The 22,551-nt window shown below is 34.2% G+C and carries 25 protein-coding genes and 1 riboswitch; of the genes, 3 read left to right on the top strand and 22 right to left on the bottom strand.

The annotated features are described in order from the left end of the window. The 8 genes from HMPREF9943_RS05285 to HMPREF9943_RS05255 all read right to left on the bottom strand — a co-directional run. A partial coding sequence (locus tag HMPREF9943_RS05285) for a glycoside hydrolase family 1 protein (RefSeq protein ID WP_004802795.1) occupies positions 1-1,073 on the bottom strand: 1,073 nt, incomplete at its 3' end. 86 nt (positions 1,074-1,159) lie between these two features. Continuing rightward, positions 1,160-2,560: a C69 family dipeptidase gene (locus HMPREF9943_RS05280; RefSeq protein WP_004802794.1), complete on the bottom strand. Its 1,401-nt coding sequence runs from the start codon at positions 2,558-2,560 to the stop codon at positions 1,160-1,162. Between the two features lie 15 nt (positions 2,561-2,575). Continuing rightward, on the bottom strand, positions 2,576-2,788 hold the full coding sequence (locus HMPREF9943_RS10270) for a hypothetical protein (protein WP_004802792.1): 213 nt from the start codon (positions 2,786-2,788) through the stop codon (positions 2,576-2,578). A 96-nt stretch (positions 2,789-2,884) separates the two neighbouring features. Further along, a complete protein-coding gene (locus HMPREF9943_RS05275; protein WP_004802789.1) occupies positions 2,885-3,793 on the bottom strand; it encodes a MalY/PatB family protein in 909 nt (302 codons plus the stop codon). Continuing rightward, on the bottom strand, positions 3,790-4,569 hold the full coding sequence (locus HMPREF9943_RS05270; RefSeq protein WP_004802788.1) for a putative ABC transporter permease: 780 nt from the start codon (positions 4,567-4,569) through the stop codon (positions 3,790-3,792). The genes HMPREF9943_RS05275 and HMPREF9943_RS05270 overlap by 4 nt, the downstream gene beginning before the upstream one ends. Positions 4,570-4,656: 87 nt before the next feature. After that, a complete protein-coding gene (locus HMPREF9943_RS05265; protein ID WP_004802785.1) occupies positions 4,657-6,462 on the bottom strand; it encodes a glycogen synthase in 1,806 nt (601 codons plus the stop codon). Positions 6,463-6,661: 199 nt separating this feature from the next. Continuing rightward, positions 6,662-10,327, bottom strand: a complete 3,666-nt coding sequence (locus HMPREF9943_RS09700) for a family 20 glycosylhydrolase (protein WP_004802782.1) — start codon at positions 10,325-10,327, stop codon at positions 6,662-6,664. 274 nt (positions 10,328-10,601) lie between these two features. Continuing rightward, positions 10,602-11,057, bottom strand: a complete 456-nt coding sequence (locus HMPREF9943_RS05255) for a hypothetical protein (RefSeq protein ID WP_004802781.1) — start codon at positions 11,055-11,057, stop codon at positions 10,602-10,604. 122 nt (positions 11,058-11,179) lie between these two features. After that, positions 11,180-11,278, top strand: a riboswitch (TPP riboswitch). A 42-nt stretch (positions 11,279-11,320) separates the two neighbouring features. Here HMPREF9943_RS05255 and HMPREF9943_RS05250 point away from each other — a divergent pair. Beyond that, positions 11,321-11,869 (top strand): energy-coupled thiamine transporter ThiT, encoded by a 549-nt coding sequence (locus HMPREF9943_RS05250; RefSeq protein ID WP_004802778.1) that lies wholly within the window; start codon positions 11,321-11,323, stop codon positions 11,867-11,869. Positions 11,870-12,175: 306 nt separating this feature from the next. On the opposite strand, the gene HMPREF9943_RS05245 is transcribed toward HMPREF9943_RS05250, so the two are convergent. The 14 genes from HMPREF9943_RS05245 to HMPREF9943_RS10260 all read right to left on the bottom strand — a co-directional run bounded on the left by HMPREF9943_RS05245 (position 12,176) and on the right by HMPREF9943_RS10260 (position 21,588). Beyond that, positions 12,176-12,697: a hypothetical protein gene (locus tag HMPREF9943_RS05245; protein WP_004802777.1), complete on the bottom strand. Its 522-nt coding sequence runs from the start codon at positions 12,695-12,697 to the stop codon at positions 12,176-12,178. A 56-nt stretch (positions 12,698-12,753) separates the two neighbouring features. Then, entirely contained in the window at positions 12,754-13,797 is a 1,044-nt protein-coding gene (locus HMPREF9943_RS05240; protein ID WP_196793797.1) for a hypothetical protein, read from the bottom strand. 210 nt (positions 13,798-14,007) lie between these two features. Beyond that, positions 14,008-14,322 (bottom strand): hypothetical protein, encoded by a 315-nt coding sequence (locus tag HMPREF9943_RS05235; protein WP_004802773.1) that lies wholly within the window; start codon positions 14,320-14,322, stop codon positions 14,008-14,010. A gap of 213 nt (positions 14,323-14,535) precedes the next feature. Next, positions 14,536-14,961 carry a hypothetical protein gene (locus tag HMPREF9943_RS05230; protein ID WP_004802772.1) on the bottom strand — a complete coding sequence of 142 codons (426 nt, stop codon included), beginning with the start codon at positions 14,959-14,961 and terminating at the stop codon, positions 14,536-14,538. 94 nt (positions 14,962-15,055) lie between these two features. Further along, complete coding sequence (locus HMPREF9943_RS05225; RefSeq protein WP_004802771.1) at positions 15,056-15,502, bottom strand: hypothetical protein; 447 nt, start codon at positions 15,500-15,502, stop codon at positions 15,056-15,058. Positions 15,503-15,600: 98 nt separating this feature from the next. Then, entirely contained in the window at positions 15,601-17,094 is a 1,494-nt protein-coding gene (locus HMPREF9943_RS05220) for a hypothetical protein (protein ID WP_004802769.1), read from the bottom strand. A 302-nt stretch (positions 17,095-17,396) separates the two neighbouring features. Further along, complete coding sequence (locus tag HMPREF9943_RS05215) at positions 17,397-18,176, bottom strand: leucine-rich repeat domain-containing protein (protein WP_241431584.1); 780 nt, start codon at positions 18,174-18,176, stop codon at positions 17,397-17,399. Positions 18,177-18,371: 195 nt separating this feature from the next. Further along, the gene (locus HMPREF9943_RS05210) at positions 18,372-18,614 is read right to left on the bottom strand and encodes a hypothetical protein (protein ID WP_004802765.1); all 243 of its coding nucleotides are present in this window, start codon (positions 18,612-18,614) and stop codon (positions 18,372-18,374) included. Between the two features lie 203 nt (positions 18,615-18,817). Continuing rightward, the gene (locus tag HMPREF9943_RS05205; protein ID WP_155957277.1) at positions 18,818-19,408 is read right to left on the bottom strand and encodes a hypothetical protein; all 591 of its coding nucleotides are present in this window, start codon (positions 19,406-19,408) and stop codon (positions 18,818-18,820) included. Between the two features lie 83 nt (positions 19,409-19,491). After that, on the bottom strand, positions 19,492-19,812 hold the full coding sequence (locus HMPREF9943_RS05200; RefSeq protein WP_004802758.1) for a TfoX/Sxy family protein: 321 nt from the start codon (positions 19,810-19,812) through the stop codon (positions 19,492-19,494). 21 nt (positions 19,813-19,833) lie between these two features. Beyond that, the gene (locus HMPREF9943_RS05195) at positions 19,834-20,262 is read right to left on the bottom strand and encodes a VOC family protein (RefSeq protein ID WP_004802757.1); all 429 of its coding nucleotides are present in this window, start codon (positions 20,260-20,262) and stop codon (positions 19,834-19,836) included. A 202-nt stretch (positions 20,263-20,464) separates the two neighbouring features. Continuing rightward, positions 20,465-20,929, bottom strand: a complete 465-nt coding sequence (locus HMPREF9943_RS05190) for a DUF2185 domain-containing protein (RefSeq protein ID WP_004802754.1) — start codon at positions 20,927-20,929, stop codon at positions 20,465-20,467. 93 nt (positions 20,930-21,022) lie between these two features. Next, a complete protein-coding gene (locus tag HMPREF9943_RS10265) occupies positions 21,023-21,232 on the bottom strand; it encodes a hypothetical protein (RefSeq protein WP_004802752.1) in 210 nt (69 codons plus the stop codon). A 47-nt stretch (positions 21,233-21,279) separates the two neighbouring features. Further along, on the bottom strand, positions 21,280-21,588 hold the full coding sequence (locus HMPREF9943_RS10260) for a hypothetical protein (RefSeq protein WP_004802751.1): 309 nt from the start codon (positions 21,586-21,588) through the stop codon (positions 21,280-21,282). A 546-nt stretch (positions 21,589-22,134) separates the two neighbouring features. Here HMPREF9943_RS10260 and HMPREF9943_RS05180 point away from each other — a divergent pair. Both HMPREF9943_RS05180 and HMPREF9943_RS10425 read left to right on the top strand, forming a co-directional pair. Then, positions 22,135-22,359, top strand: coding sequence for an LbetaH domain-containing protein (locus HMPREF9943_RS05180; RefSeq protein ID WP_051053883.1), 225 nt, complete (start codon positions 22,135-22,137; stop codon positions 22,357-22,359). 3 nt (positions 22,360-22,362) lie between these two features. Next, entirely contained in the window at positions 22,363-22,551 is a 189-nt protein-coding gene (locus HMPREF9943_RS10425) for a maltose acetyltransferase domain-containing protein (RefSeq protein WP_004802748.1), read from the top strand.

Raw genomic sequence — 22,551 nt, 5'->3', positions numbered from 1 at the left:
TGCCATCCCCAATCCGATGCTTTAAGATATGGATTCTTTAATCCGCCGATAAGGTTTCCTCCAATGTCGGGAGCATTAGGATCAACTGATACACAGTTAGACATGTAGTAAGAGAATGTATACATATCAACTGTTCCTGCTCTTAAAATAGCCTGATCTTCATCAGTAATAAATGATGTATCAATACCATGATTCTTTAGATAAGCAACAGCGAGAGGATTATATACTCCTAATACTTGTACGTCACCACAGAAATCATTAAACATAAGATCTTTTTCTTGTGCTGCCAGTTCATCTAATGGATTGCATGTAAGAGGATACCATGTAATATGACAAATCATACATCCAATCATAAAATTAGGATTAATTTTATGTCCTTCAATGACTGCTTTAGCACTTGCTACAAATTCATTATGTAAGCCTTCAAATCTTTTTTGCGGATCATCTTCCAAATGATTATTAGGAATAGGTTCAGTTCCGGCTAAATCTTTAGAAGTAACATAACCAATTCCATTATACTGACCTAATGGTTCAGTTGCTCCATTAATCTCATTAAAAGTCAGCCAATACTTTACTTTATTTTTATATCTCTCAAAACATACTGTTGCATATCTAAGATATAAATCTATTGTTTTTCTATTAGTAAATCCTCCATATTTAGATGTAATAGCCCAAGGTATCTCATAATGACAAAGAGTGACTAATGGCTCAATATCGTATTTAAGACATTCATCAAACATTGAATCATAAAAAGCTAGACCTTCTTCATTAGGCATACTGTCATCACCGTTAGGGAATATCCTTGCCCAGTTAATAGATGTTCTAAATGTCTTAAATCCCATTTCTGCGAACATTTTAATATCTTCTTTATAATGATGATAAAAATCAATAGCATTATGTGACGGATAAAACTTATCCTCCATAATATGCGGACAGAAAGTTCTAGGTTCTGTATGGCTTCCGCCTAAAAGCATATCTGCATCAGATAGACCTTTTCCTCCTTCTAAATAACCGCCTTCACACTGGTTAGCTGCTACTGCACCGCCCCATAAAAAATTACTAGGAAAACTCATATTTATTACCTCCATTTATTTTTATTATATATAAAATAATAATAAATAATGGATTATTTCAAAAAGAGAAAGGAGGATTACTCCTCCTAGGCATCTGATCTTGAAAAGCCATTTTTCATTGCCATGCCGGCTTCATACAACACTTTTGATAATACATCATTGGTTTCTTCTTCTAACATATCAATAATAAATTGATTAGCTTCTTCTTGTGTACATTTCTGATTTAAGATCATTTCATCATATTTATGAATCAGCTGATGACCTTTAGAATGAACAGATAACTGATATCTTTCTATATGAGAAGAACATAAACTATAATGTGCATCGCTTAATGCTCCAATAAGTCTATTTGCCCAATAGAAATTATGTGTATCTACAGTTTCCGTTGTATTAGATACATAATCCGGAACAGATGAAATCTGTGTATAGACAGGTACAAAAGCATTAAAAACATTTGAACCGAATGTAAACCATTCAATGACCTGATTTTCTTTTGGCATATATGGTCTAATCTGTACCAGTGATAAAAAGCTGGTTCTATTAATACCGATTGGTCTAAAGATTGTTTTCTTATCTAAATCCTTACTATAAGGATCATAGATAGTCCCCTGATAATGATCACTTAAAACATATTTAACATCTTCTACAGTAATCTTTCTTTCCGGTACAAGTGCCCAGGGAAGAGTATCTGATAATGGAGATTGCTTAAGTGATGGATTTAGATATTTTTCTATACTCCATGCTCGTGGTGTATTATAGGTATGATCACTATCACTATGACTGCCATAAGCAAGTCTTGGATTAAATGTATTATTCATTGATAAATCAAGATAATACTTTTCTGTAAATTCCTTTAAATCACTTGAACATAAGTGATCCTTTTTATCACCGTAAGCATCTTCAAAATCAAATGAATCTATTCCCTGCTGATTTGGCATAACAACATAATGGTCATCCGGTACCCTTTTAGCCATCCAATGATGTCCTCCTATTGTTTCCAGCCACCATATTTCTTCCTGATCCTGAAAAGCAATACCATTCATCTCATAAGTCCCATAAGTCTTTAATAAATTTCCTAAATAAAGAACACCTTCTCTGGCACTATGAATATATGGTAATACTAAAACCACTATATCCTCTTCACCAATACCATTTTTAACGAGAGGATCCGCTCCCAGCACTCTTTCATTTGATGTAATTGTCTCAGTCGCACTCATAGAGATATTCTCTTCATTTACTCCTGCCGCTGCCCAAATACCTTCTCCTGATAATGCATTTGGCATAGCAGTATATTTCATTGGTCTATTCTTTAATGGAATTTCTACACCTGAAATAACCGACTTATAAACTTTCGGCTGATTTTCCGGCAGAACCACTGTAAATTTCTTTTCTGTAAAAACACCTGACTGGGAATCATCGTTTCTGGCAATCATTGTTGACCCATCATATGATGCCTTTTTCCCTACTAAAATTGTTGTACAAGCCATAAGATTTCCTCCATTTTAATTATGTATATGAAAAATATAAGTATCCAGTCTGCGGAATGCTTCCTTGATTTGTGATAACGGAGAAGCAAGATTCATTCTTATTCCATAAGGATGACCAAACATCTTACCATCCTGCCATGCAACACCAATATCCCATCCTAATTTTTCTAATTCTTCAATAGTAAGATGGTGAGTCTGACAATAATCAGTACAATCAAGAAAAAGCATATATGTTCCCTGCGGCTTACTTACTTTAATATCGGGATAATTTTTTATAATATGATTATAAGCATAATTTATATTATCTGAGAGAACTTGCCTAAGTTAATCAACCCACTGATATCCCTTTGAGCTGTAGGCACCTATCAATCCATGCATAGAAAGAACACTCATATTATTATAGTGAGAAAGACTTGACTCTTTATCTATTCTTTCTCTTAAATAATCATTATAAATAATATGATAAGAACCTACCAGTCCGGCAAGATTAAAAGTCTTGCTGGGTGCATATAAGGCAATAGTATGTTCTCTGGCATACTCATTAACCATTTGCACAGATATATGCTGATAATCATACAATGTTAAATCTGACCATATTTCATCACTAATAATATAAACATGATGTCTTTCAAAAATCTCCATACATTTTTCTAATTCCTCTAATGTCCATACTCTTCCTATTGGATTATATGGAGAACAAAGAATAGCAGTATGTATTTTATAATCAATAATCTTCTGCTCCATATCTTCATAGTCCATTCGCCAAAGATCATGATCATCCAGTACTAAAGGACTATGAACGATATGGTAGCCATTATTATTTAAAGAATTAGTAAAGCCAATATAAGCAGGTGAATGTAATAAGACATAATCACCCTTAGAACAAAGAACATTCATAGCACTTATTAATCCGCCTAACACACCATTTTCATATCCTATATGTTTTCTTTTTAATCCGGTCACATGATTTCTTTTAGTATGCCAGTCAATAATTGACTGATAATATTCTTTTGTTGGAGAAAAATAACCAAAGGCCGGATGTTTTGCACGCTTAATAATAGCTTCAGTAACAGATGGTACAGTAGGAAAATTCATATCAGCAACCCACATAGGTATAACGGAAAATCCTTCTTTTGGCTGTGACGGTGTAAAGCCCGGATTTAATCCTAATCCATCAACTGCGATTGCATCCTTACCATGACGATCTAGAATGCTTGTAAAATCATATTTCATTTTTTGTTCATCCTATCTTTTAATTTTTTTAATTTATTAACTATATATGTCTGATTATTGGTAGTAAAATGAGTCATCTTTTTTAAGCTTTTCCATTCTCTTCTATTAATAGATTCTGCTACCTGAGAAATTTTTATAGTAATATAATTAGAATAATTATCCCATTGTTCTCTAAGTTCTTCAGTCTCTTCTCCCACTCGATCATAAATCCACTGAATCCTATTACCTAGCTGTTTTTCAGTCATATTAAGATGATAGACAACTTCTGATAAAGTAGATAATGTTACACCTAAATCAATAGATATTAATCCCATTAATAATAATGATAAGCTCTCAGCAAATAAAGAATGATGAGGAGGAAAATGATTGTTTACAATAGGAAAAACAAATTTTACTATTATAATACCAGCTATGCCGAATGCAACGGATATCGGTAATGCTATTCTTCCTTTAATATTGAACGGTATATTTGAATAATCCCACCATCTGGCATGATATATCTTCTCCAATATATAACTGGTTACATACTCTATAACAGCACTGCCGATCATGCAAATTAAAAATACAATGATTAATGAACTGTTTACTGATAACCTATGATGCCCAAAAATAAAATAAGCTAACATAACAGCTGAACCATAAATAGGACAATAAGGACCAAATAAAAAGCCTCTATTTTCCCATTTTCCTGTATTTATCATACAAAATAAGCATTCCCATACCCATCCTAAAAAACTAAAAAATACAAAACCTATAAAATATCTGCTTATAATCATTTTATCACCTGAATTAAGTGTACTCTATTATTCCCTCTTTGTAAAATATAGTATTTATATTTATACTAAAAACAGATGATCTTTCGATCATCTGTTACTTGTAAGCTCTACATATAAGTCACGATACTGTCTGGCTGAATTCTCCCATGATACATCTTTATCCATATCTCTTTGTACCATTTCATCAAAACACCATCTATTTGTAAAATAAAATGTCTTTGCTCTATTAATCGCATCCAGCAGTAGTCCGGCATCATAATAATTAAATGTGAAGCCATTTCCTGTATTTGTATTCATATTATATGGCTCTACAGTATCTTTAAGTCCGCCTGTTTCCCTGACAATAGGAATAGTTCCATAATGCATTGCAATCAGCTGTGTTAAGCCGCAAGGCTCAAACAATGACGGTACAAGCAATGCATCACATCCGGCATAAATCTTATGTGCTCTTGCCTCATCATACATAATATTTGAACATAAATTACCCTTATATGCATTTTCATAATACCTAAATGAATCTTCATACATAGCGTCACCGGTTCCTAAAATAACAACCTGTGTATGCTCATCCATAACCTGAGGAATAATACTATTAACTAAGTCCAAGCCCTTCTGATTGGTTAATCTTGATACTAAGCCAATCACAAATTTATGATCATCAGTTTCTAGCCCTAATTCTTCCTGCAATGCCCTCTTATTTTCCTTCTTATTTCTTAACACATTGCTTAAATCATAATTAACTGCTAAATAAGGGTCAGAAGCAGTATTCCAGATATCATAATCAATACCATTCACAATACCTCTTAATTTGCCGGAATGGTATCTTAAATGAGCATCCAGATGTTCACCAAAGAAAGCTGTTTGTATTTCACCTGCATAAGTATTAGATACTGTAGTAATCATATTAGCATATGTAATACCGCCTTTTAACATATTAGCATCCAGCCAGTTTTCTACCATTGCATCTTTATTAAATACATAATCAGGAAGATTAGTCCAATATTTTAATGTCTCAATATTATAAATACCCTGGAATCTTAAATTGTGGATAGTTAAAATAGTTTTAGCACTGGCAAGAGGTGTCTCATTAAACATTTCCCGTAGATAAATAGGTACTAAGCCTGCCTGCCAGTCATGGCAATGAATAACATCAGGTACCCAATTCAGATAATTCAAGGCAGCTAAAGCGGCTTTTCCAAAGTAACAAAACTTAGGAATATCTTCTATCAGAGAAGTATAAGGATTTCCTCCGGCAAATAATTCCTGATTATCAATAAAATCATAGACTACTCCATCCCATACATATTCCATAATACCAACATAGAATGAACGTCCATCAGAACATAAATCCATATCAAATGAACCGACATAAACCATTTTTTCCTGATACTCCCAAGGAATACATCCATAGCGAGGAAGAATAACCTTAACATCACAATTCTGTTTAGCAAGCATTTTAGGCAATGCATACATAACATCTCCCAATCCGCCTGTTTTTACAAACGGATAACACTCAGAACCAATAAATGCTACACTTCTTCTAGGCTGAGGAATATATTCTTCAACATATAAAGATACTTCTGCCGGAATCTTTATAACTTCATCTTTAACAGTTTCTTTTACTTCATCTTTTTTAGCCTCAGTCTTCTTAGCAGTCTTTTTCTTTGTATTAGTTTTTGTAGCTTTCTTTTCTTTCTTGACAGCTTCTTTTATCTCATCCTTTTTAGTTTCAGGTGCTTTTGAAACAGTCTTTTTCTTTGTATTAGTTTTTGTAGCTTTCTTTTCTGTAATCTTTGCATTCTTTACTGACTCGGTTTTCTTCAAAGCAGCTGATTTATTTTCTTTACTATCAGTCTTTATTATTTTTTTAGTTGTTTTCTTTTCTTTTGTCATAAAGACCACCTCCCTCTATCTATTATTTATTATAGCATAATCAGAACTAATATTAATTTTTTTAAGTCATTTTTGAAAAAATTATTATCTATCCATGATTCGATTAATCTTAATTTTTTAAAATCATGCTTATTATAATTATAAAGTCAAAAGAATCATCTGATATCAGATGATTCTTTTCTAAGTATAATATAGGAGATTAATTAAATTTTTTCTTTAGTGTGATAGCACCTGCTAAAGAGATGAATATCACAATAATATAACCAATAATATGAGTAGAATCTGAAGTATCAGCTTTAGAAGGTTTCTTCTTCATATTCTCTTTTGCCTTTTTCTCAGGCTTTTTTGTAGCAGGTTTTGTCTCCTCTACCTTTACCATATCCTTAACTGTGAATTTAGCAGTTGCCTGACCGTCTACAGATACAATCTGAATTGTATGTTCACCAACAGAAAGAGTCTTAGTATATTCTTTAGAAAGAGTAATAATTGTACTTCCTTCTGTAACTTTATAATTTTTAGAATCCACAATCTTATTGTCAATTAATAACTGCTTAAATTTCTTAATATCAGCTGAAGATCTAAATACTGCTTCCTGACCTTTAATAACATCACCTGGTGTCATCTTATAAGTAATATTTTTCTTAACTAATCCCGCAATAGCATTATTAATTTCCTCAGCAATAGCTTCCGCTTTTTTCTGCTGAGAAATCTTCAAGTCTCTCTTCTTAGCGGCTTCTATAGCTCTATTCAATCTTTCTACACTTTCTTCAGTATATGAAGATAAATCCTTAGGAACATTCTTTAATGCTTTATCAACATTACTGTAATCAGCTTTCTTTTCTTCAAGCTTACTGATAGCATCTCTGATATTTTTAGCATACTGATCAACCTTATCCTGTTCATCAATCTTTAAGCCTTCCTGAACTGCTGCTAATGCTTTTGTAACAGCCTTTGCCGTTTCTTCAGTATAATTCTTAAGATCAGGCACTTCTTTCTTAGCTTTTTCTACCTCACTGTAATCAGCATCCTTTAATTCTAATGCCTCATACGCATCTTTCAATCGTTTAGCTAAATTATTAACTTTTTCTTGTTCCTTAATAGTTAGATCAAAGCTGATTTCGTTTAAGACTTTTTCTAATTCATCAATTGTTTTATCAACATAATTTTTTCTATAAGCAACAGCTTTTTTAGCCTTAAAATAAATCTCATTGATAGCTGTATAATCAGCAGGCTTTAACTTAAGCTGTGCAATAGCACTTTCAATCGCAACAGCATATAAATCAACAGTTGGCTGTTCTTCTTCATACTTATCTCTGATAACGGCTTTAACTGCCTTATCTAGCTTATCATAGCTTTCAGCAGTATAATTATTCTTCTCTTTTTCATATTTCTTAGCTTTTTCTAAGGCTTCATCAACTTTTGAATAATCTGCACGTTTCTTAAATACATCCGGATTATTATTTGCAAAAGCATCTACCCACTGGAAGAAATTCTTTTCTTTATATGCCTTACCCGGATTATCACACCATAAGCAAATCATAGAACCGACAGTTTTAACCGGATTTCCTACATTTTCAGCAAATTTATGCTTAGAGACACCTCTCATCGCCATATTGAATCCATACCATGACTGATTCCATGGACTCTCTGTACCAATCACATAATACCAGTTATCATTTGTATTTAAGATTTCATGATCTTTTTTGGCTAAGTAAGTTGTTTGAGCAGGCTGATACCGATGTCCATTATATGGGAATCCTGAAGTCCAATAAGCAACTAAGATATTAGGATCAAACTGACCATCATTATCTTTTTCACCATAGTAAATACCATCATTAAATACCATTGGTCTTACCTTACGATCAGTTGCATACTTAGCCAACTCATTGATATAAGCAATAAATGTCTTATATAAGCCTAATTTCTGTAAATCAGCAAATCCCTGGCAATTTGAATCATGATTACCATATTCATCAGCACCAATATTGAAAAACTGACATCCTTTTTTAGAGAAATAGTCCATATACTTCTTAACCAAAGTCTTAGTAAATTCAAGAGCTTCTTTATTCTCCATGCTTATAGTTGTAGCAGAAGGTTCATCAGACTGATCATATTTTGGATCTTTACAATCATATCTTACCTGAGTAAGACCGGCTTTTTCCATAACAGAAAGGATTGTATCCATATGACCGGGAGTGTTAATTAAAGGAATAATCTGAATACCCTTCTTCTTGGCGAAGTCTAAAATATCATTCATTTCAGTTTCTGTTAAGAATCTGTCAGCATTTTCTGTATCCTCGGCATACTTAGATGTCATATACTCTTTATTTCCGGCTTTAATATATTTTTTAATATCTTCACCTTTATATGTCTTATTATTTGCTTTAATATCCATATTATCTAAAGCAAATCTTAATCCATTATTACCTAAAATTAACTGTAAATGTGTATAATCTTTTTCTTTCAGGCGAGCAATAGCATTCTTGATATCCTGTGCAGAGAAGAATTTTCTGCCGGCATCAATAGAGGCCACTTTCATAGTACCTTTAACAGACATTGTTCTTTTCATCTCTGGGGCAACAGGATTTTCTTTTTTAAATACATCAGGGTTGCTGTCTGCAAAAATATCCATATATTTAAAGAATTTATCTTCTTCATAAGGCATACTAGGAATATCACACCATAATGCAATCATTGAACCTAATGTTTCAAGATTTTTATTATCATTTGGATGTTCTCTTACATAATCAAATGTTACATCTTTCATTTTTACAGTAGATGCTTTACTTGGATCCATGCCTTCGTATGGGAAAGCAGTATAGGCTCCGCCGCGTGATGGACAATCCGCTCTTTCCCTACCTAATACATAGTACCACTTCTCATTAACATTAACGATCTTATGACCTTGTTTAATAATTGTTTTTGCACTTCCTGAATCCGGAGCACCCCACCATGTATGACCGCAAGACCAATAGAAAACTCGAATCTTACTAGAAAATTTATGAGCTGTATTATCATTATAATACAGTCCGTCATTGAAGCAATAAGGAGTCATACCGGCAGCATCTACCTGATCAGCCAATTTATTAATAAATTTAACTAATGTCGCATACTGTGCAGGCCTTTTTGATAAATAGTCATATCCGCCTTTATATCCGCTAACTGCATCATTACCAATTTCATCAGCACCAAAATTAAATTCTTTGATACCTTTACTCTTAAAGTAATCTAAATATTTCTGTAAAAAGCTTTTCATAAATTGAGCAGCTTTTTCATTATCATAATTCATAGTTGTTAGTGAAGTACCTTTATCACCTGTGAAACGAACATTTCCCAGATCTTTCATTTCCTCCATAACAGTAACAATAGAATCCATATGACCAGGCATATTAATACCAGGAATAATCTTCATGTTTTTAGCTTTTGCATGAGCTAAAATCTTATTCATATCGGATTCAGATAAAGTCTTAGCAGCATCTTGAATATTCTGAGCTTTCTGTCTCGTCATATATTCAAAATTCCCCTTAGTGATAGCTTTGTTAATATCTGCCGCTTTGTATACTTTATCATTTACATGGACATCCATATCATTTAATGTAAATCTGAATGCATCATTGCCAAGCAAAAGATGCAAATGAGTAAAACCTTTGCTACTTGCATGATCAATAATTCTATTAATCTGATCAGCAGAAAAATACTTACGACCGGCATCTAAAGAAATCATCTTATATTTCTTACTGTAGTCTTTTTTCTGTGGTTCTGCTTTAACAGTCAGAGGTGTAGCCATCCCGGCAATAACCATAATAGAGACAAACGAAGACAATAAGACTTTCTTTAGTTTTTTAAAACCATAAGCTGAAATCATAACCCTCCTTTTGGAGCTAATTCTACAAGCTCCAATTCCTCCTTTTTTATTGAGTTTTTCAAACAAAATACAAAAATACATAAGCGCTTACACACTTACATAGTAGCATACCAAAATCACCATTTCAATATATTTTTTCATATTATAAAAATTTTCATATTCATAATGTGATGTTTTTTTATAATATTGAATTATTTTAATAAACAATTAAAATATCCTCCTTATAAAAGTATTTCATAAAGAGGATATATGACCATTAACTTCTATTATATTCTTATGAGAGGAAACCTGATTTTCGCTCATTCATATACTGTATAATTTCATCAGAGGTTAGCTTTCTTACCTCAGTATGAGGATATTCTTTATATTCATCGATAATAAAGACAGGCGCCATCAGCTTACATTTTTTATCTTTATTCTTTTTCAAAAATAAAATTAAATCTTCTTTTCCGGCAAAAATTTTATAGGAAAGTCTTCCCTTTGTATTTTCTATCTCATAAATACCGCATGCTTTTTTTACCGTATAGTCAGCCGTCCGTAAATATAGCTTCGCAATTTCTAATGATTTAAATGGGAAATTCCATCTTTGTAAGCCTTTATTAGGATCATGTTCAATACAAATACAGCGCCCGCATGTTCCACAAATATATTGTGTATGATTCTTTAAACATTCTAAAGGATTTAATAATGGGGTTCTTCTGTTTTCTTCACAATAACATTCTTTACACATATTTTTCATCTCCATCTCTTTTTATTAATCATATCATTTACTGTTTTCTTTGTCAGTAATGCCTTGAATTATTTAATATAATCTATTTATATTGAAATTTATTATATTTCAGTTCATAATATAGAAGAAGCCGGGGGGGCGAAAGCTGAGATAGACATTGTCTAATCCCTTACTATCTGAACTGGGTAATGCCAGCGTAGAGAGCGCGTTCTTAATGGCTTCTTTATGGGGCTTTTTTTAATGCCCGGAAAGGAGAAAATATTATGGAAAGAAAATTAAACACACGAACAATGGCATATATTGCTTTGTTCATTGCGATGCATATTCTTTTAGAATATGTCTTCAATTTGGTTCCTGAGTTGCCTCAGGGAGGAAGAATCACTTTAAGTCTTCTTCCGATTTTTATGGCTTCTTACCTGTTAGGAGCCAAAGAGGGAATACTTGTTGGATTCTTATGTTCACTTATGCAGTTTGCTTTAGGACTTGCTAAATTCTATGGACCTTGGTCTGTCTTATTAGATTATATTGGTCCTTTGTCAGTCGTAGGCATGGCTGCTTTAATTAAGAACATTAAAATTAAGGAAACAGAACTTCCTTTAGGTATTATTATTACAATGATTTTAAAGTACATCATTCATGTTTTATCCGGAGCTTTGTTGTTTGCTTCTTATGCTCCTGCTAATATGAATCCATGGCTTTACTCTATTCTTTATAATCTTCCTTATAATCTGGGAACAATGATTCTTTGTTTTGTAGTCTTTACAATTATCTATCCAAGAATGAAAAAGCTAAAACGACATGTCATTAGATGATATCGAATTCAATGTTTTTGTACTCTCAATAATTTCCTATCAGTAAAACTCATGACACCTCTGTTTAAGACAGATGATTGGAAGGGAAAACAAAAACTTTTTTCACTTACTGCAAGGGAATATTTTGATATCGGGTTGCCGCGAGGAATGAGCAAACATAAGGTACAAAACATCAGCAGAGATAGTTGTATTACCTCTCTTTATGACAGAGGGTTAAAAGAAGTTGCGTTGTGCAAAATAGGATAACAATATTAAGGTTTGCGATATTGTTCAATTAACGATAAACTGTGGTAAAATGAGTTAAATTCACATCAAAAGACCGATTTTTGTCTTCCAAATCATATTTCTCGAAGAACTATCCCTACATGCCATCACAAACGGAGAGTGCATATACACTTCTGAATTTCCAAAATAATATGTCTTACTGTCATTATATATCTCCATTACCGGCTCAGGAGATGGTCCGATTTCAACCAAACCTTTATCTGAAACCTCAAAAAGCTTTGCAATTGTTTCGGTAAATCCTTTGTATTTCTTGGTATTTAAAATCAATTTGCCGTTTTCTTCATACAGTTCTGAATCCAATGCCGAAATAAAGCTCTCTTGATAATAACACAAATGCTCTTTGGTATGTTCCTTAAAATCCTTTGAAAATACATCCAACAGAATGTAGTGCGGTTGTCTCTTATCTTCCGCCGGTTGTTCCGGATTACCAAAACCGAATGCACAGTGAAGCACAATGATTTTTTCTTTTTGTTGATAAATTCCTATGATTCCATGATTTCTAAATGCAACACCTTCTAAACACAACGGATATCCTATTACCATTCAATCCCCTCCCCTTTGCTCATCTAATTGACCTTTCACTAACCGCTCCTTATTATCTACATTCTACCGTCCGAAAAGATAATTTCTCTGACGATATGTGCATTTGATTGCCATTTCTTATGATATTGATTACTCAATTCTTCCAGTTCTTTGTTCTTTTTGGCACTGCTTGTAAAAAATGCACATTGTTCTACTTCAGGATTCTGCATAATTGGAAGTATGCAGTCTGTTGTAACGGAAGACGGACATACCGTTTCTGCAACAGACTTAAGGCAAGGAGCGATTTGAAGCGGACTGAAATCCAACAGGCTCTTCATATTTTCTAAGCATAGATGCTGTAATTTTGATTTTGATAAGTCAGGAAGTTCCTGAACATTCTTTAATTGACACACTTCTGCAACCTTCAAGTTCGGCAAATTGGCAAGTATGCCCAAATTGTTCAGTTTTGGAAGATGAAACAGATATAATCCTGTAATGGTCGGATTGCCGTACAATTCAGAGAAATCCTCTGTATTCCCTCCTGAAACCGCTAAATTTTGAAGTCTTGGTAACTGATTGAGAAAAGAACAGGAAGGTAGTGTAATTCCATGCAATTTCAGACTATGCACCTGTTTCAATTCTGAAATACATTCGATGTTTTTATTGCATTTTCGTAACCCTAGCACCTTCAGCTCAGCAAAACGGGACAGAGGTTTCAAATCAAATGACTTTGACGAAACTTCCAAATAAAGCGTTTCTACGGACTCCGGAATTTTAAAAAGAAACTCTTTGTCCTGTATTTTAGATGCCTCAATGCAAAGATGCCTGATTCCTGATAAAGAATAGATTTCTTCAATACCCAATATTTCTTTGGATGTTTCAACAGATAAGTTACGAACATTATCCATAACATGAAGAGAACGCAAATCACAATCACCATATGTATAAATACGCAGCTCCGTATTTGGAAATTTGGAAAAGTATTCCTCATTTAACCTCTGCATGGTAGGTAAATCCAAAGGAAGAACATTGGTCTGTAATGTATCCACACTTCCTCTTTTGACAATTTCTTCTATCTCATCAGTTGTCAAAGCACCTCTAAAATCAATTCTTTCTTCCAAATAGAAAACTCCCACTCTACCTCCTCCAATCAACATCATTTACCGGACTGAATGACAAATATCATTCCAAATCACAAAACTCAAAAAACAATTTTTGATATGTGATGTTACATCAAGTTGTAACTCCAATCGAAAACTAATATGTTCCGGTTCCAACTAAAAGTTCTACAATATCTGTGTTATAAATTCTTATCTTCTGCTATCTACTTTCTACCCCTGTCTTCTGTTTGTGTTATGATAAAATAACTCCGACTGTTCTTTTGTAAGCAAGTTATCTTGCACAAGACGGTTCACAAAATTTTCTTCGTATCTTTCAAAATCCTCTATACAACCTACATTCTCAGCAAGGAGCAATAAAGCTTTCGCTATAATTTCAGAGTTTCGATTTCTTCCAAGCTCTGCTTCTATCTCTTCACACAAATTGTCTAAAATCTCATAATTTTCCTTGTCCGCCTTTTCAAAATCTCCGTTCCAATCGATTGTATCAAGTCTTTCTTTGAAATAAAGCAAATCTGTATCACTCATAGTATTCTCTCCCATCCTCTCTGTATGACCTTACTATATCAGCACTCTTTCAAACTACAACCATCATTTCAACTCTTGTTCAACCTAAGCGATGTCATCCTCAATTTTCCTAACTTTGAGAAGAAGAGAAGAACAAAGGCATGGAGTTTTGTTGTATGGAATGTATGACAATCTGATTCGCTTTCGTATCAATCACCTTACCATGACGATCCGTTACATCTGTTTGTCATCACAAGCCGGCGGAATACTGAAAAAGGTATCCCCTATCTTGATTCTTGCGTAGAAGATTCCGTCTTGATAATAGTATCCCTCAAACGGAGGATATTTGTCCAAAGTCTTCAGCACTTTATCTGGCAGACATCTAAAATCATAATCCCTCAATGCCCCCGCACCAATCAGTTTCTCTGTTCGGTAGGCTTTGATTTCTTTTTCATATTTTTTGCAGAATGTTTCCTGTTCCGCTTCATAAAGCTCTAAATCGCCTTCCTCCATTCGGTAATATCGGTCATATCCCGCAATCCAAGAGATATGAACACACAGCAGATGTTTCTGTATTTCAGGACAATACCCTATTGCAAAAAATTGCTCTCTATTGATTATCTGATTTTCTATGGTAATATTCCGTATCAAACAGTTCACTGTTAATAAATCCTTTCTCTACCTATCATTTTAATTATCTTTTCATCAAAAGATTGCTCTTGGTTGACTTTCTATCGCTCTGCTTTGTATCAAATCATTCGTATCTATAATACTTATCTACACCAATACCAATCGTATCCCAGTGTTTATTTTGATTATCTTGACGCCACAACCCTATACCGGTATTCAAAAAACAATAACAATAATCTGCTTCACTGTCGTCAACCTCACCGTCTTGTTCCATCATCATCTTAAGCAATTCATCTGCACTTGTTTCAAAAGCCGATACCCCATAAAGATACGGTCTGAGATTCCCGTCAATTCCGCCAAGAAATTCAATGAATTCAAGCAATCCGCTTTCATCAAAGTCCAATCCCAATTCACTGTCAAAATAATAATGCCTGCCAGATTCTCCGTCACAGTTCGAAAAAACTCTATCCGGTATTCCAATCAGCTTTTGCACCTCATTTATGTTCATCCCCAACATAATTTCCTTGTTGTCAATTGTTATCTTCTCAAGAGGAAATACTTCTACTCTCATTTCATTCTCTCCTAATTACATTCTATCAGCTTGTTTCTTATCCCTTTTATGGCAAGACCACCCTTGAAACATCATAATTCGTTTTGTTTCCCTCACTTTTAGAAATTCTTTAATTCATCGAATAAGTTCAACAATCGCTCTTTATCGACTTTCAAGTCCTCCGGTAGCAAGTCTAACATTTCATCAAGCGCAGTATAAATATCCTCTCGCTCAACGGTATAGATAAAGCAGTTTCGCTTATCCATCTTATTGAATCCCTCGGTATACTCCCTTACCAAAGTTTCGGCACTTGTCATAGCGTCTTTATCGGAACCTTCTGCAATCTTTACGATTCCTGCTCTTGTTTTTCTATACAAAGCAGCGGCTTTCTTCGCATTGGCAGGTGTAATATTCTCCTGTCCGTCCCACGAACGAAACGGATTGTCCAAGTTCTGAGCAAGCCACTCGGGTTTTCTCGGCTTGCTAATCCAAAGATGCAGTCCGTCTTCTTTTCGCTTTTTATAAAGTTTCTTCGTTACTTTTGCAGCATCCTCCGGCAAGCTGTCCATCCAAAACATATACAAATTCGGAAGTCTATCGGGAGTTGGAATATCCTCTGCTGTAAAACCGAACAAGTCCATTGTTGTAAAAACTTCCAACTGCTGAAACTCCGGCAACTTATCAAAATGAACAAGATTTCCCGGTTTTCCCCACAATCTTAACTCTGTAAGTTTTGGATATGCGTTCAAAACTTCCTCAATATCGAGTTCTTCGATTTTGATAACATGTAATTTCCCTAAAGCTTCCAAGCCTTTCAACTTAGGAATCACTTTATCATATTGTAACAGCAAGGCCTCTTCGTTTCCATTCGCCTGTATGTTGCAATTTTTCCTTACTTCTCCCAATAAAATAAGTTGCTCCAAACCGTCATTTAAGATAAGTTCTTCTACCCCTGTCATATCAATTGAAAGCGTACAAACTGATGTTTTGGAGAAATCAAGTTTTGTTTGGTTATGGTTTTCGAGAACCAGTTCAGAAATAAATGGAGTCGATTGCAAATACTCGTATAAATTTTTGTGCCATTTGTTTAATGTTAGATGAGTCAAACAAGGAAAAACCTTTAATTCCATTGCATCTTCAAAAGGTTTCCACTCATCATTCAAACGGCGCTTGGAAATGCCACACTCCTCTCCTGCAAAGATGACTTTTTCTTCGCTCTTATCCGCTTCCTTAAATGCATCTCTCTGTTCTTTCGGTATTTCCTGCCATTTAAGCTGTCTGTAGACCTCATAACCGTTTCCCCATGTTGCGTATGAATTTGTACTCTCATCAGTTAAGGGAGTAACGTTGCCAACAAAAGTATAATTTGTCGGTACATTCACATCAACATTCGATAGATGTATCCCTCGGTTCCAGTACATAAAGTCCTTATAAAGCGGTTTTATGGAAGATAATTCCTCCTCTTTCAGAGGCTCTTCCCCCGACCAATCCAGCGAAAGAATAACCGCCTGTGGTTCCTTGTCATCTTCTTCTATCTTTGTGATTTGACAAGCTGTATATTTCTTTAGGTATTTATTATAGACGCAGTACACATCTCCTGCCTTTGCTCTCATATCAATTCCTCCTTCTATTTTATGTAGGCTCTCCGGTCGTTCGTTCAAAACTCCCTGTTCTATGGTTTGCCGATATGACACTAAAATTCAATAGAATGATTTCATTCTTCCTTGAAAAATTAAGTGTTTTAGATACTTAAAAATGATGAACAGACTCTGTGAAAGTGTAAATAAACGGATGAATGAAAGTATCAAAAGGATCATTTTTAGAAATTACATCGGTTCCATCATTTTATCCGATTTTCATATCAAATAATATCGCACGGAATATTAACAAATTCATCCGCTATTCCCACAGATTGTTATTTCCTGTAAAGTTCCGGTTTATCAACTAACAATCCGTATTTCAAACGTGGAAGTTGAATCATATCGTTATATAATGCTTTCACTTCTTTACATGGTTTTAGTGTTAAATGCTCTATCCGTTCAAGACTTAAAATAGGGGTGTAATCCTTGCTTTTTAGTATTCCGGCTAAAAAATTAAAATATCTTAACTGCTTCATCTCATGCAGAAAATCAAAAGAAGTTACATGAATATTTTTAGGAGCAAAACAATCTCCCTCAATCGACAAGCTTTCCAACTTTGTAAGATTGGCAAGCAAACTGTAATCGTCCACTCTCTGAAAATTTTCTACCGACAAGGCAATTAAGTTTTGTAATTTTGTAATAGGCTCTATGCTCCCAACACTTGCACCTGAGCCTATGTGCAGATATTCCAGATTAGCAAGGTTGGTAATCTTGGAAAGATCCGGATATACTCCCCATTTGATATATAACTTTTGAAGATTTTGTTGTGCACAAACAGCATCAAACAGCTCTTGAGGCATCCTTGTACAAAAAATCAGCTCTGTAAACGCTGTCGGATTATTCTGCAAAAAATCACACCATTCCTGTAAGACACGCTTCTTTTCCTTTGCTGTCTTATACTCCGGTGTAGAGCTGTCCCCTAATTGCGTACAGTTTATTGTCAATGCTTTTTCTCCGGTGTACTCCGATACTTCAACAATACATTTGTTCTCCGGTTCATCACGATGAAAGTAATCAAAACCGTATTTTATTTGCTTTTCGTTTAGAATCGCCATAGATATCACTTCTCCTTCCATCTCCTACTCCAACTGTTTATCTACTTCAGTTCAACCGAACTGATTATCCTATTTTGATTATCATGAAGTTGCTTGTACTGATACTTATGAAAGCTATTCGCAACCTACTCTCTATCAACAACACTCTTCAGCGATATGTATCATAGTAGTTTCATACTGTATGGATCGTTTGTGTCAAATTTCGGTCATACTCACTTCTTCAAAATATTCTTCCAGATGACCATATATTTCCATATCTTCATCTGAACTGTCTCGCAAGACTGCATACTGATGTCCCTCCTCCTCATTGACAAAAACAAAATTATATTCACCGTAATAAGCCTGATATCCTTTGTCAGCTAATATCAAAATTTCCCCTTTTTTGAAGTTGAATATCTCTTTTTTAACACGGTAAGTTTTTCTGACTTCCATTTTCATCCTATTCCTTCTCCTTCAAAAATGCACTGTCATTACTGCCATCAACCTGCAAACGTGTTTTTTTGTATCAACCCATATCTTCTCTTACAACAAACTTAACTGCAACAGACTTTACATCATACTCATCTTATGTTCCGAAATCAGAGCATTTCTATTCACGCTTTCTGAAATGACAACATTCTTATTTCGGATTTCTTTTCCCATCATTCAGATGATTTGTGGTAACGGAGTACCTCGTCTATCATTTTCTCAATTTCATCATGATACTGCCGCTTGAACAATAATGTTTCTTTTACCGGTATTTCATTTTTTTCATCCTGTATCAACTGTTCCAAAACAAGTCCAATATCTTCCCTCACATTGCCGCTCTTTCGTATTTTATAGCAAAGGCAATCAACCGCCCAATAAAACTTTGTTTTTTCTACATGATAGATTTCAATCGGTTTATAACATCTGATGACATGGGAAAATCGAGTTCTCACATCTTCTGTACAATACAAATGATTGTGAATCAAATACAACTCCTGTTTTCCATATAATTTTTCTGCTGTTGTGCTTATATTTTTTGCAATCAAATGTCTGACAACAATCAAAATCAGCAACGCAACCATACCCAATAATACCAATAGGATGATATGATCTGTTGCGAACCATAATGTAGGTCCGATAACTACCGACATTGTGATAACCGCTCCAAACACAGGAATCACATCTTTTAACAAAAATATCATAACATCAATCGTAATTCTTTTCCTCCAATGATATCCGGTAATCTTATCGTTGTTTCGATTCACTTTACTCCCCACCTCATATATTATTATTTCACTTTTTTGAATTGATTGTTTTACTTTTTTTGTCAGCGAAAGTACAATCATATTTATTTTTTCTTCTTAGGTTTTGGGTTTGGCAATTCTTCATACATGGTCTTAAATAGTCCGATTAAATATTCTTTGTTATCTACATTATCTACCAAAAGCATTTCCTTTGCTCCATCATATGGTAACTGATATTCTGCATTCGGCATATAATTTATCGCTGCTTGCACCGGTTTCACAAGCAACCTATCATCATATATTCCACCAACAATTTTTCCGTTGTAGTAAATAATATATTCTCCCATCATTGCCCGATATGTTATTTCTTCCAACTCGGATAGTTGTTCTAAAATAAAATCTAAATATTCTTTCCTTGAAGCCATTTTTAACTCCTCTCTTATTCCCTAAAACTTCAATAGTCCATTTTCGTCAAATTGAAAATTTGAACCCCATGCAACTTCCCAATAATATCCATCCAAATCAGAAAAATATGCGTGATATCCACCCCAAAAGGTGTCTTGCGGTCCTTTTACAATGGTTCCCCCGGCATTTCGTACCAATTCAATAACATCATCAACATCTTCTTTATGTTCAACATTGTACGCTAATGTAATTCCGGAAAATCCATTTCCCTTTGGCGGATTGTCTTCATCAATATCTTTTGCTAACTGTTCTAAAGGAAACAGTTCAAACTTTGTTCCCGGAGTATTGAAAAAACATACCGGCGGATTATTTTCTTTGCAATCAGTCTGGTATCCCAAACCGTCTCTATAAAACTTTATTGATTGTTCCATATTTTTAACACCTAAGCAAATACAAGTAATCTTGTTCATTGTTCTCTCCTAAACTCAATTTTTCTCTCTAACTATTTGCCAATATTATACCATTTTGAAACTGTTTCTTCTACTACCCGGGTTGCTTACTGTTTTTCAATCAGCTGATATTGGTTAATCCTTACTTCAACAGAAATGATTCCTCGTAAACTTCCAATAAATCCGACAAAATCGCATCCGCAGCTTCTTCGGATAAATCATACTATTCCACTACCGATTTAATATTCTCATAAATCACAGCTAAATTCTCAGGACTTTGGTTTTGATAATCTTCTACGGTCATTATCTTGTATTCATACAATATTTCGTCAATCTCCTGTCTGGCAATGACATGAAAGGTATCCTTGACAAATTCTCCGTTTTCATCCCGATAATACCCTGTCCCAATTGGAGAATGAAGAAACGGGATAATCTCTACATCATTGTTCGCAACTGCATTTAAGGTATAGAGTCCTGAATGATTCGGTTCACTCATATACTCATCGTCTTCATCCCCGGCAGTAAATCTCCAACCGCTATCTCCGTTATAATCGGGATTCTCACGATACATATAGCCGACCTTTTCTCCGTCTACCATAATTCTGTCTGTTGCAATACAACCTTCTCCCTCATTCCAATGAAAAAGTTCTTTCATATCTTCTGATTTTATGTTCCAATTTTTCTCCATGGTTCTCCTCCGACAAATTGATATCCACATTTTTACAGGCAAATTGTTATCCTTGATTGATGGTTCATTGATTGAATATGACTCCAAATGGATTTAAAGTTCAGCAAAGGACTGTTTTAAGTCAGACAGTTCCTGTAACTTTCGTTCCAACACCACCGGATTCATTCCGTTTTGAACTGCAATTTCATAATACTTGTCAAATTCAGGATGATGATCTTGTTTTACAACTGCTAACAGTTCTGCAAAATATCCCCAAACATTATTATAGCTTCTTGTGGAAGAATAATCTTCTCTTTTCGGCATCCACTTGAGTGTTACAAAAAATTTGTACAGTATCTTACTCCACGTTTCTATATCATCATAGCAAAAAACTTGGTCTCAAACAAACTTGCGAAACGCCTGTCCCAAAATTTAACATCATCAGGCAAATACCACGTGTTGCGGGTATCACGACAAATCAATTCTACTGCTATTTTTTCAAGTATTACAGCCGGATCTCCACCGGCACAATCATAACTTCCGGCAACCATACTTTGTGAGCCTTCTTCTTTTAATTCTTCATAGGCTGTCTTGCTGTCAAGAAGCACCAGTGCAAGTTGAGCACGATGCCCAAATGCTTTCCCTGCACTCAATATTCGATATTTCTCAATCTCGTTCATAGTTCCTCCCAAAATCGTGTTTCCTTATAAGGATTTCTTTTATTGAGCCAATCCGTTATATAGATATCCATTTCTCTCTAAAATTCATTTTTTATTTCCTGTTCCGTTCATAATTCATCTTTACTGAAAAACATTATTTTCTTGATTTATAGAATTTCTGATACTTTGGATCATCAGACTGAAAATATCGGTTGCCTACACCTTTTTGTTTAAGCAGATTTTTCGTTTTTGTACTCTCAATAATTTCCTATCAGTAAAACAGTAGGTGTGAAACTGGACAACAAGGCTGATTTTTAGACAATAGACAAGTAGAAAAAGTTACAAATCCTGTGTATAATTAAGAAATAGAGCTAGAGGTAAATCGGAAATTGTGAAGTAATTATGAAATGATCGAATAGGAAAAATTGCAAAAAGAACAAATGTATAATGATTTTGACGATGATTTATTTCAAAGATGAATTACTGCCAAAAAGCTGTTTTGGGCATATAACAAAATAGAAGATGACGAACTGAGCTTGCAAAAAAACAGCTTTTAGCAGTAAGATATTGATTGATCCGGATTTCAGATGTAAATTCGAAAAAAATGTCTGTCTTGGTGGCGATGTAAAAATTCTTTCTGGTGTCACGATTGAAGATAACTCAATTATTGGAACTGAGAGTATTGTGACAAAGAGTATTCCAGATAATATAATCGCTGTAGGAAATCCATGCAGAATAATTCGCAAAATTACAGAAGAAAATAAAATTGATTACTTAAAAAAGAGGAATTAAAAGATGACAGAAAAAGAAAAGATGCAAAAGCAGATGCTCTATAATGCAAATTATGATAAAATTCTATTAACTGAACGTACAAAAGCAAAAGAATTGTGTTATCAGTTCAATCAGCTTCATCCGTCTGATGAAAAAAGCAACAGGAGATTATACGTCAACTGCTCGGAAAAACAAAAGGTGCTTTCTGTATAG

Source organism: Eggerthia catenaformis OT 569 = DSM 20559, assembly GCF_000340375.1.
Classification (GTDB): Bacteria; Bacillota_I; Bacilli_A; order Erysipelotrichales; family Coprobacillaceae; genus Eggerthia; species Eggerthia catenaformis.
The sequence above is the reverse complement of the archived record's forward strand: the minus strand, read 5'-3'. Positions and strand labels throughout refer to the sequence as shown.

What these genes read in the sequence shown, in the direction of transcription:
- HMPREF9943_RS05210 (WP_004802765.1), bottom strand. Translation starts at nt 18,614, where the DNA reads ATGAAAATGGAAGTCAGAAAAACTTACCGTGTTAAAAAAGAGATATTC.
- HMPREF9943_RS05270 (WP_004802788.1), bottom strand. Translation starts at nt 4,569, where the DNA reads ATGATTATAAGCAGATATTTTATAGGTTTTGTATTTTTTAGTTTTTTA.
- HMPREF9943_RS05275 (WP_004802789.1), bottom strand. Translation starts at nt 3,793, where the DNA reads ATGAAATATGATTTTACAAGCATTCTAGATCGTCATGGTAAGGATGCA.
- HMPREF9943_RS10270 (WP_004802792.1), bottom strand. Translation starts at nt 2,788, where the DNA reads ATGCTTTTTCTTGATTGTACTGATTATTGTCAGACTCACCATCTTACT.
- HMPREF9943_RS05190 (WP_004802754.1), bottom strand. Translation starts at nt 20,929, where the DNA reads ATGGAGAAAAATTGGAACATAAAATCAGAAGATATGAAAGAACTTTTT.
- HMPREF9943_RS05280 (WP_004802794.1), bottom strand. Translation starts at nt 2,560, where the DNA reads ATGGCTTGTACAACAATTTTAGTAGGGAAAAAGGCATCATATGATGGG.
- HMPREF9943_RS05215 (WP_241431584.1), bottom strand. Translation starts at nt 18,176, where the DNA reads ATGGCGATTCTAAACGAAAAGCAAATAAAATACGGTTTTGATTACTTT.
- HMPREF9943_RS10260 (WP_004802751.1), bottom strand. Translation starts at nt 21,588, where the DNA reads ATGAACGAGATTGAGAAATATCGAATATTGAGTGCAGGGAAAGCATTT.
- HMPREF9943_RS05225 (WP_004802771.1), bottom strand. Translation starts at nt 15,502, where the DNA reads ATGAGAGTAGAAGTATTTCCTCTTGAGAAGATAACAATTGACAACAAG.
- HMPREF9943_RS05235 (WP_004802773.1), bottom strand. Translation starts at nt 14,322, where the DNA reads ATGAGTGATACAGATTTGCTTTATTTCAAAGAAAGACTTGATACAATC.
- HMPREF9943_RS09700 (WP_004802782.1), bottom strand. Translation starts at nt 10,327, where the DNA reads ATGATTTCAGCTTATGGTTTTAAAAAACTAAAGAAAGTCTTATTGTCT.
- HMPREF9943_RS05220 (WP_004802769.1), bottom strand. Translation starts at nt 17,094, where the DNA reads ATGAGAGCAAAGGCAGGAGATGTGTACTGCGTCTATAATAAATACCTA.
- HMPREF9943_RS05200 (WP_004802758.1), bottom strand. Translation starts at nt 19,812, where the DNA reads ATGGCTTCAAGGAAAGAATATTTAGATTTTATTTTAGAACAACTATCC.
- HMPREF9943_RS10425 (WP_004802748.1), top strand. Translation starts at nt 22,363, where the DNA reads ATGACAGAAAAAGAAAAGATGCAAAAGCAGATGCTCTATAATGCAAAT.
- HMPREF9943_RS05195 (WP_004802757.1), bottom strand. Translation starts at nt 20,262, where the DNA reads ATGAACAAGATTACTTGTATTTGCTTAGGTGTTAAAAATATGGAACAA.
- HMPREF9943_RS10265 (WP_004802752.1), bottom strand. Translation starts at nt 21,232, where the DNA reads ATGCCGAAAAGAGAAGATTATTCTTCCACAAGAAGCTATAATAATGTT.
- HMPREF9943_RS05265 (WP_004802785.1), bottom strand. Translation starts at nt 6,462, where the DNA reads ATGACAAAAGAAAAGAAAACAACTAAAAAAATAATAAAGACTGATAGT.
- HMPREF9943_RS05250 (WP_004802778.1), top strand. Translation starts at nt 11,321, where the DNA reads ATGGAAAGAAAATTAAACACACGAACAATGGCATATATTGCTTTGTTC.
- HMPREF9943_RS05255 (WP_004802781.1), bottom strand. Translation starts at nt 11,057, where the DNA reads ATGTGTAAAGAATGTTATTGTGAAGAAAACAGAAGAACCCCATTATTA.
- HMPREF9943_RS05245 (WP_004802777.1), bottom strand. Translation starts at nt 12,697, where the DNA reads ATGGTAATAGGATATCCGTTGTGTTTAGAAGGTGTTGCATTTAGAAAT.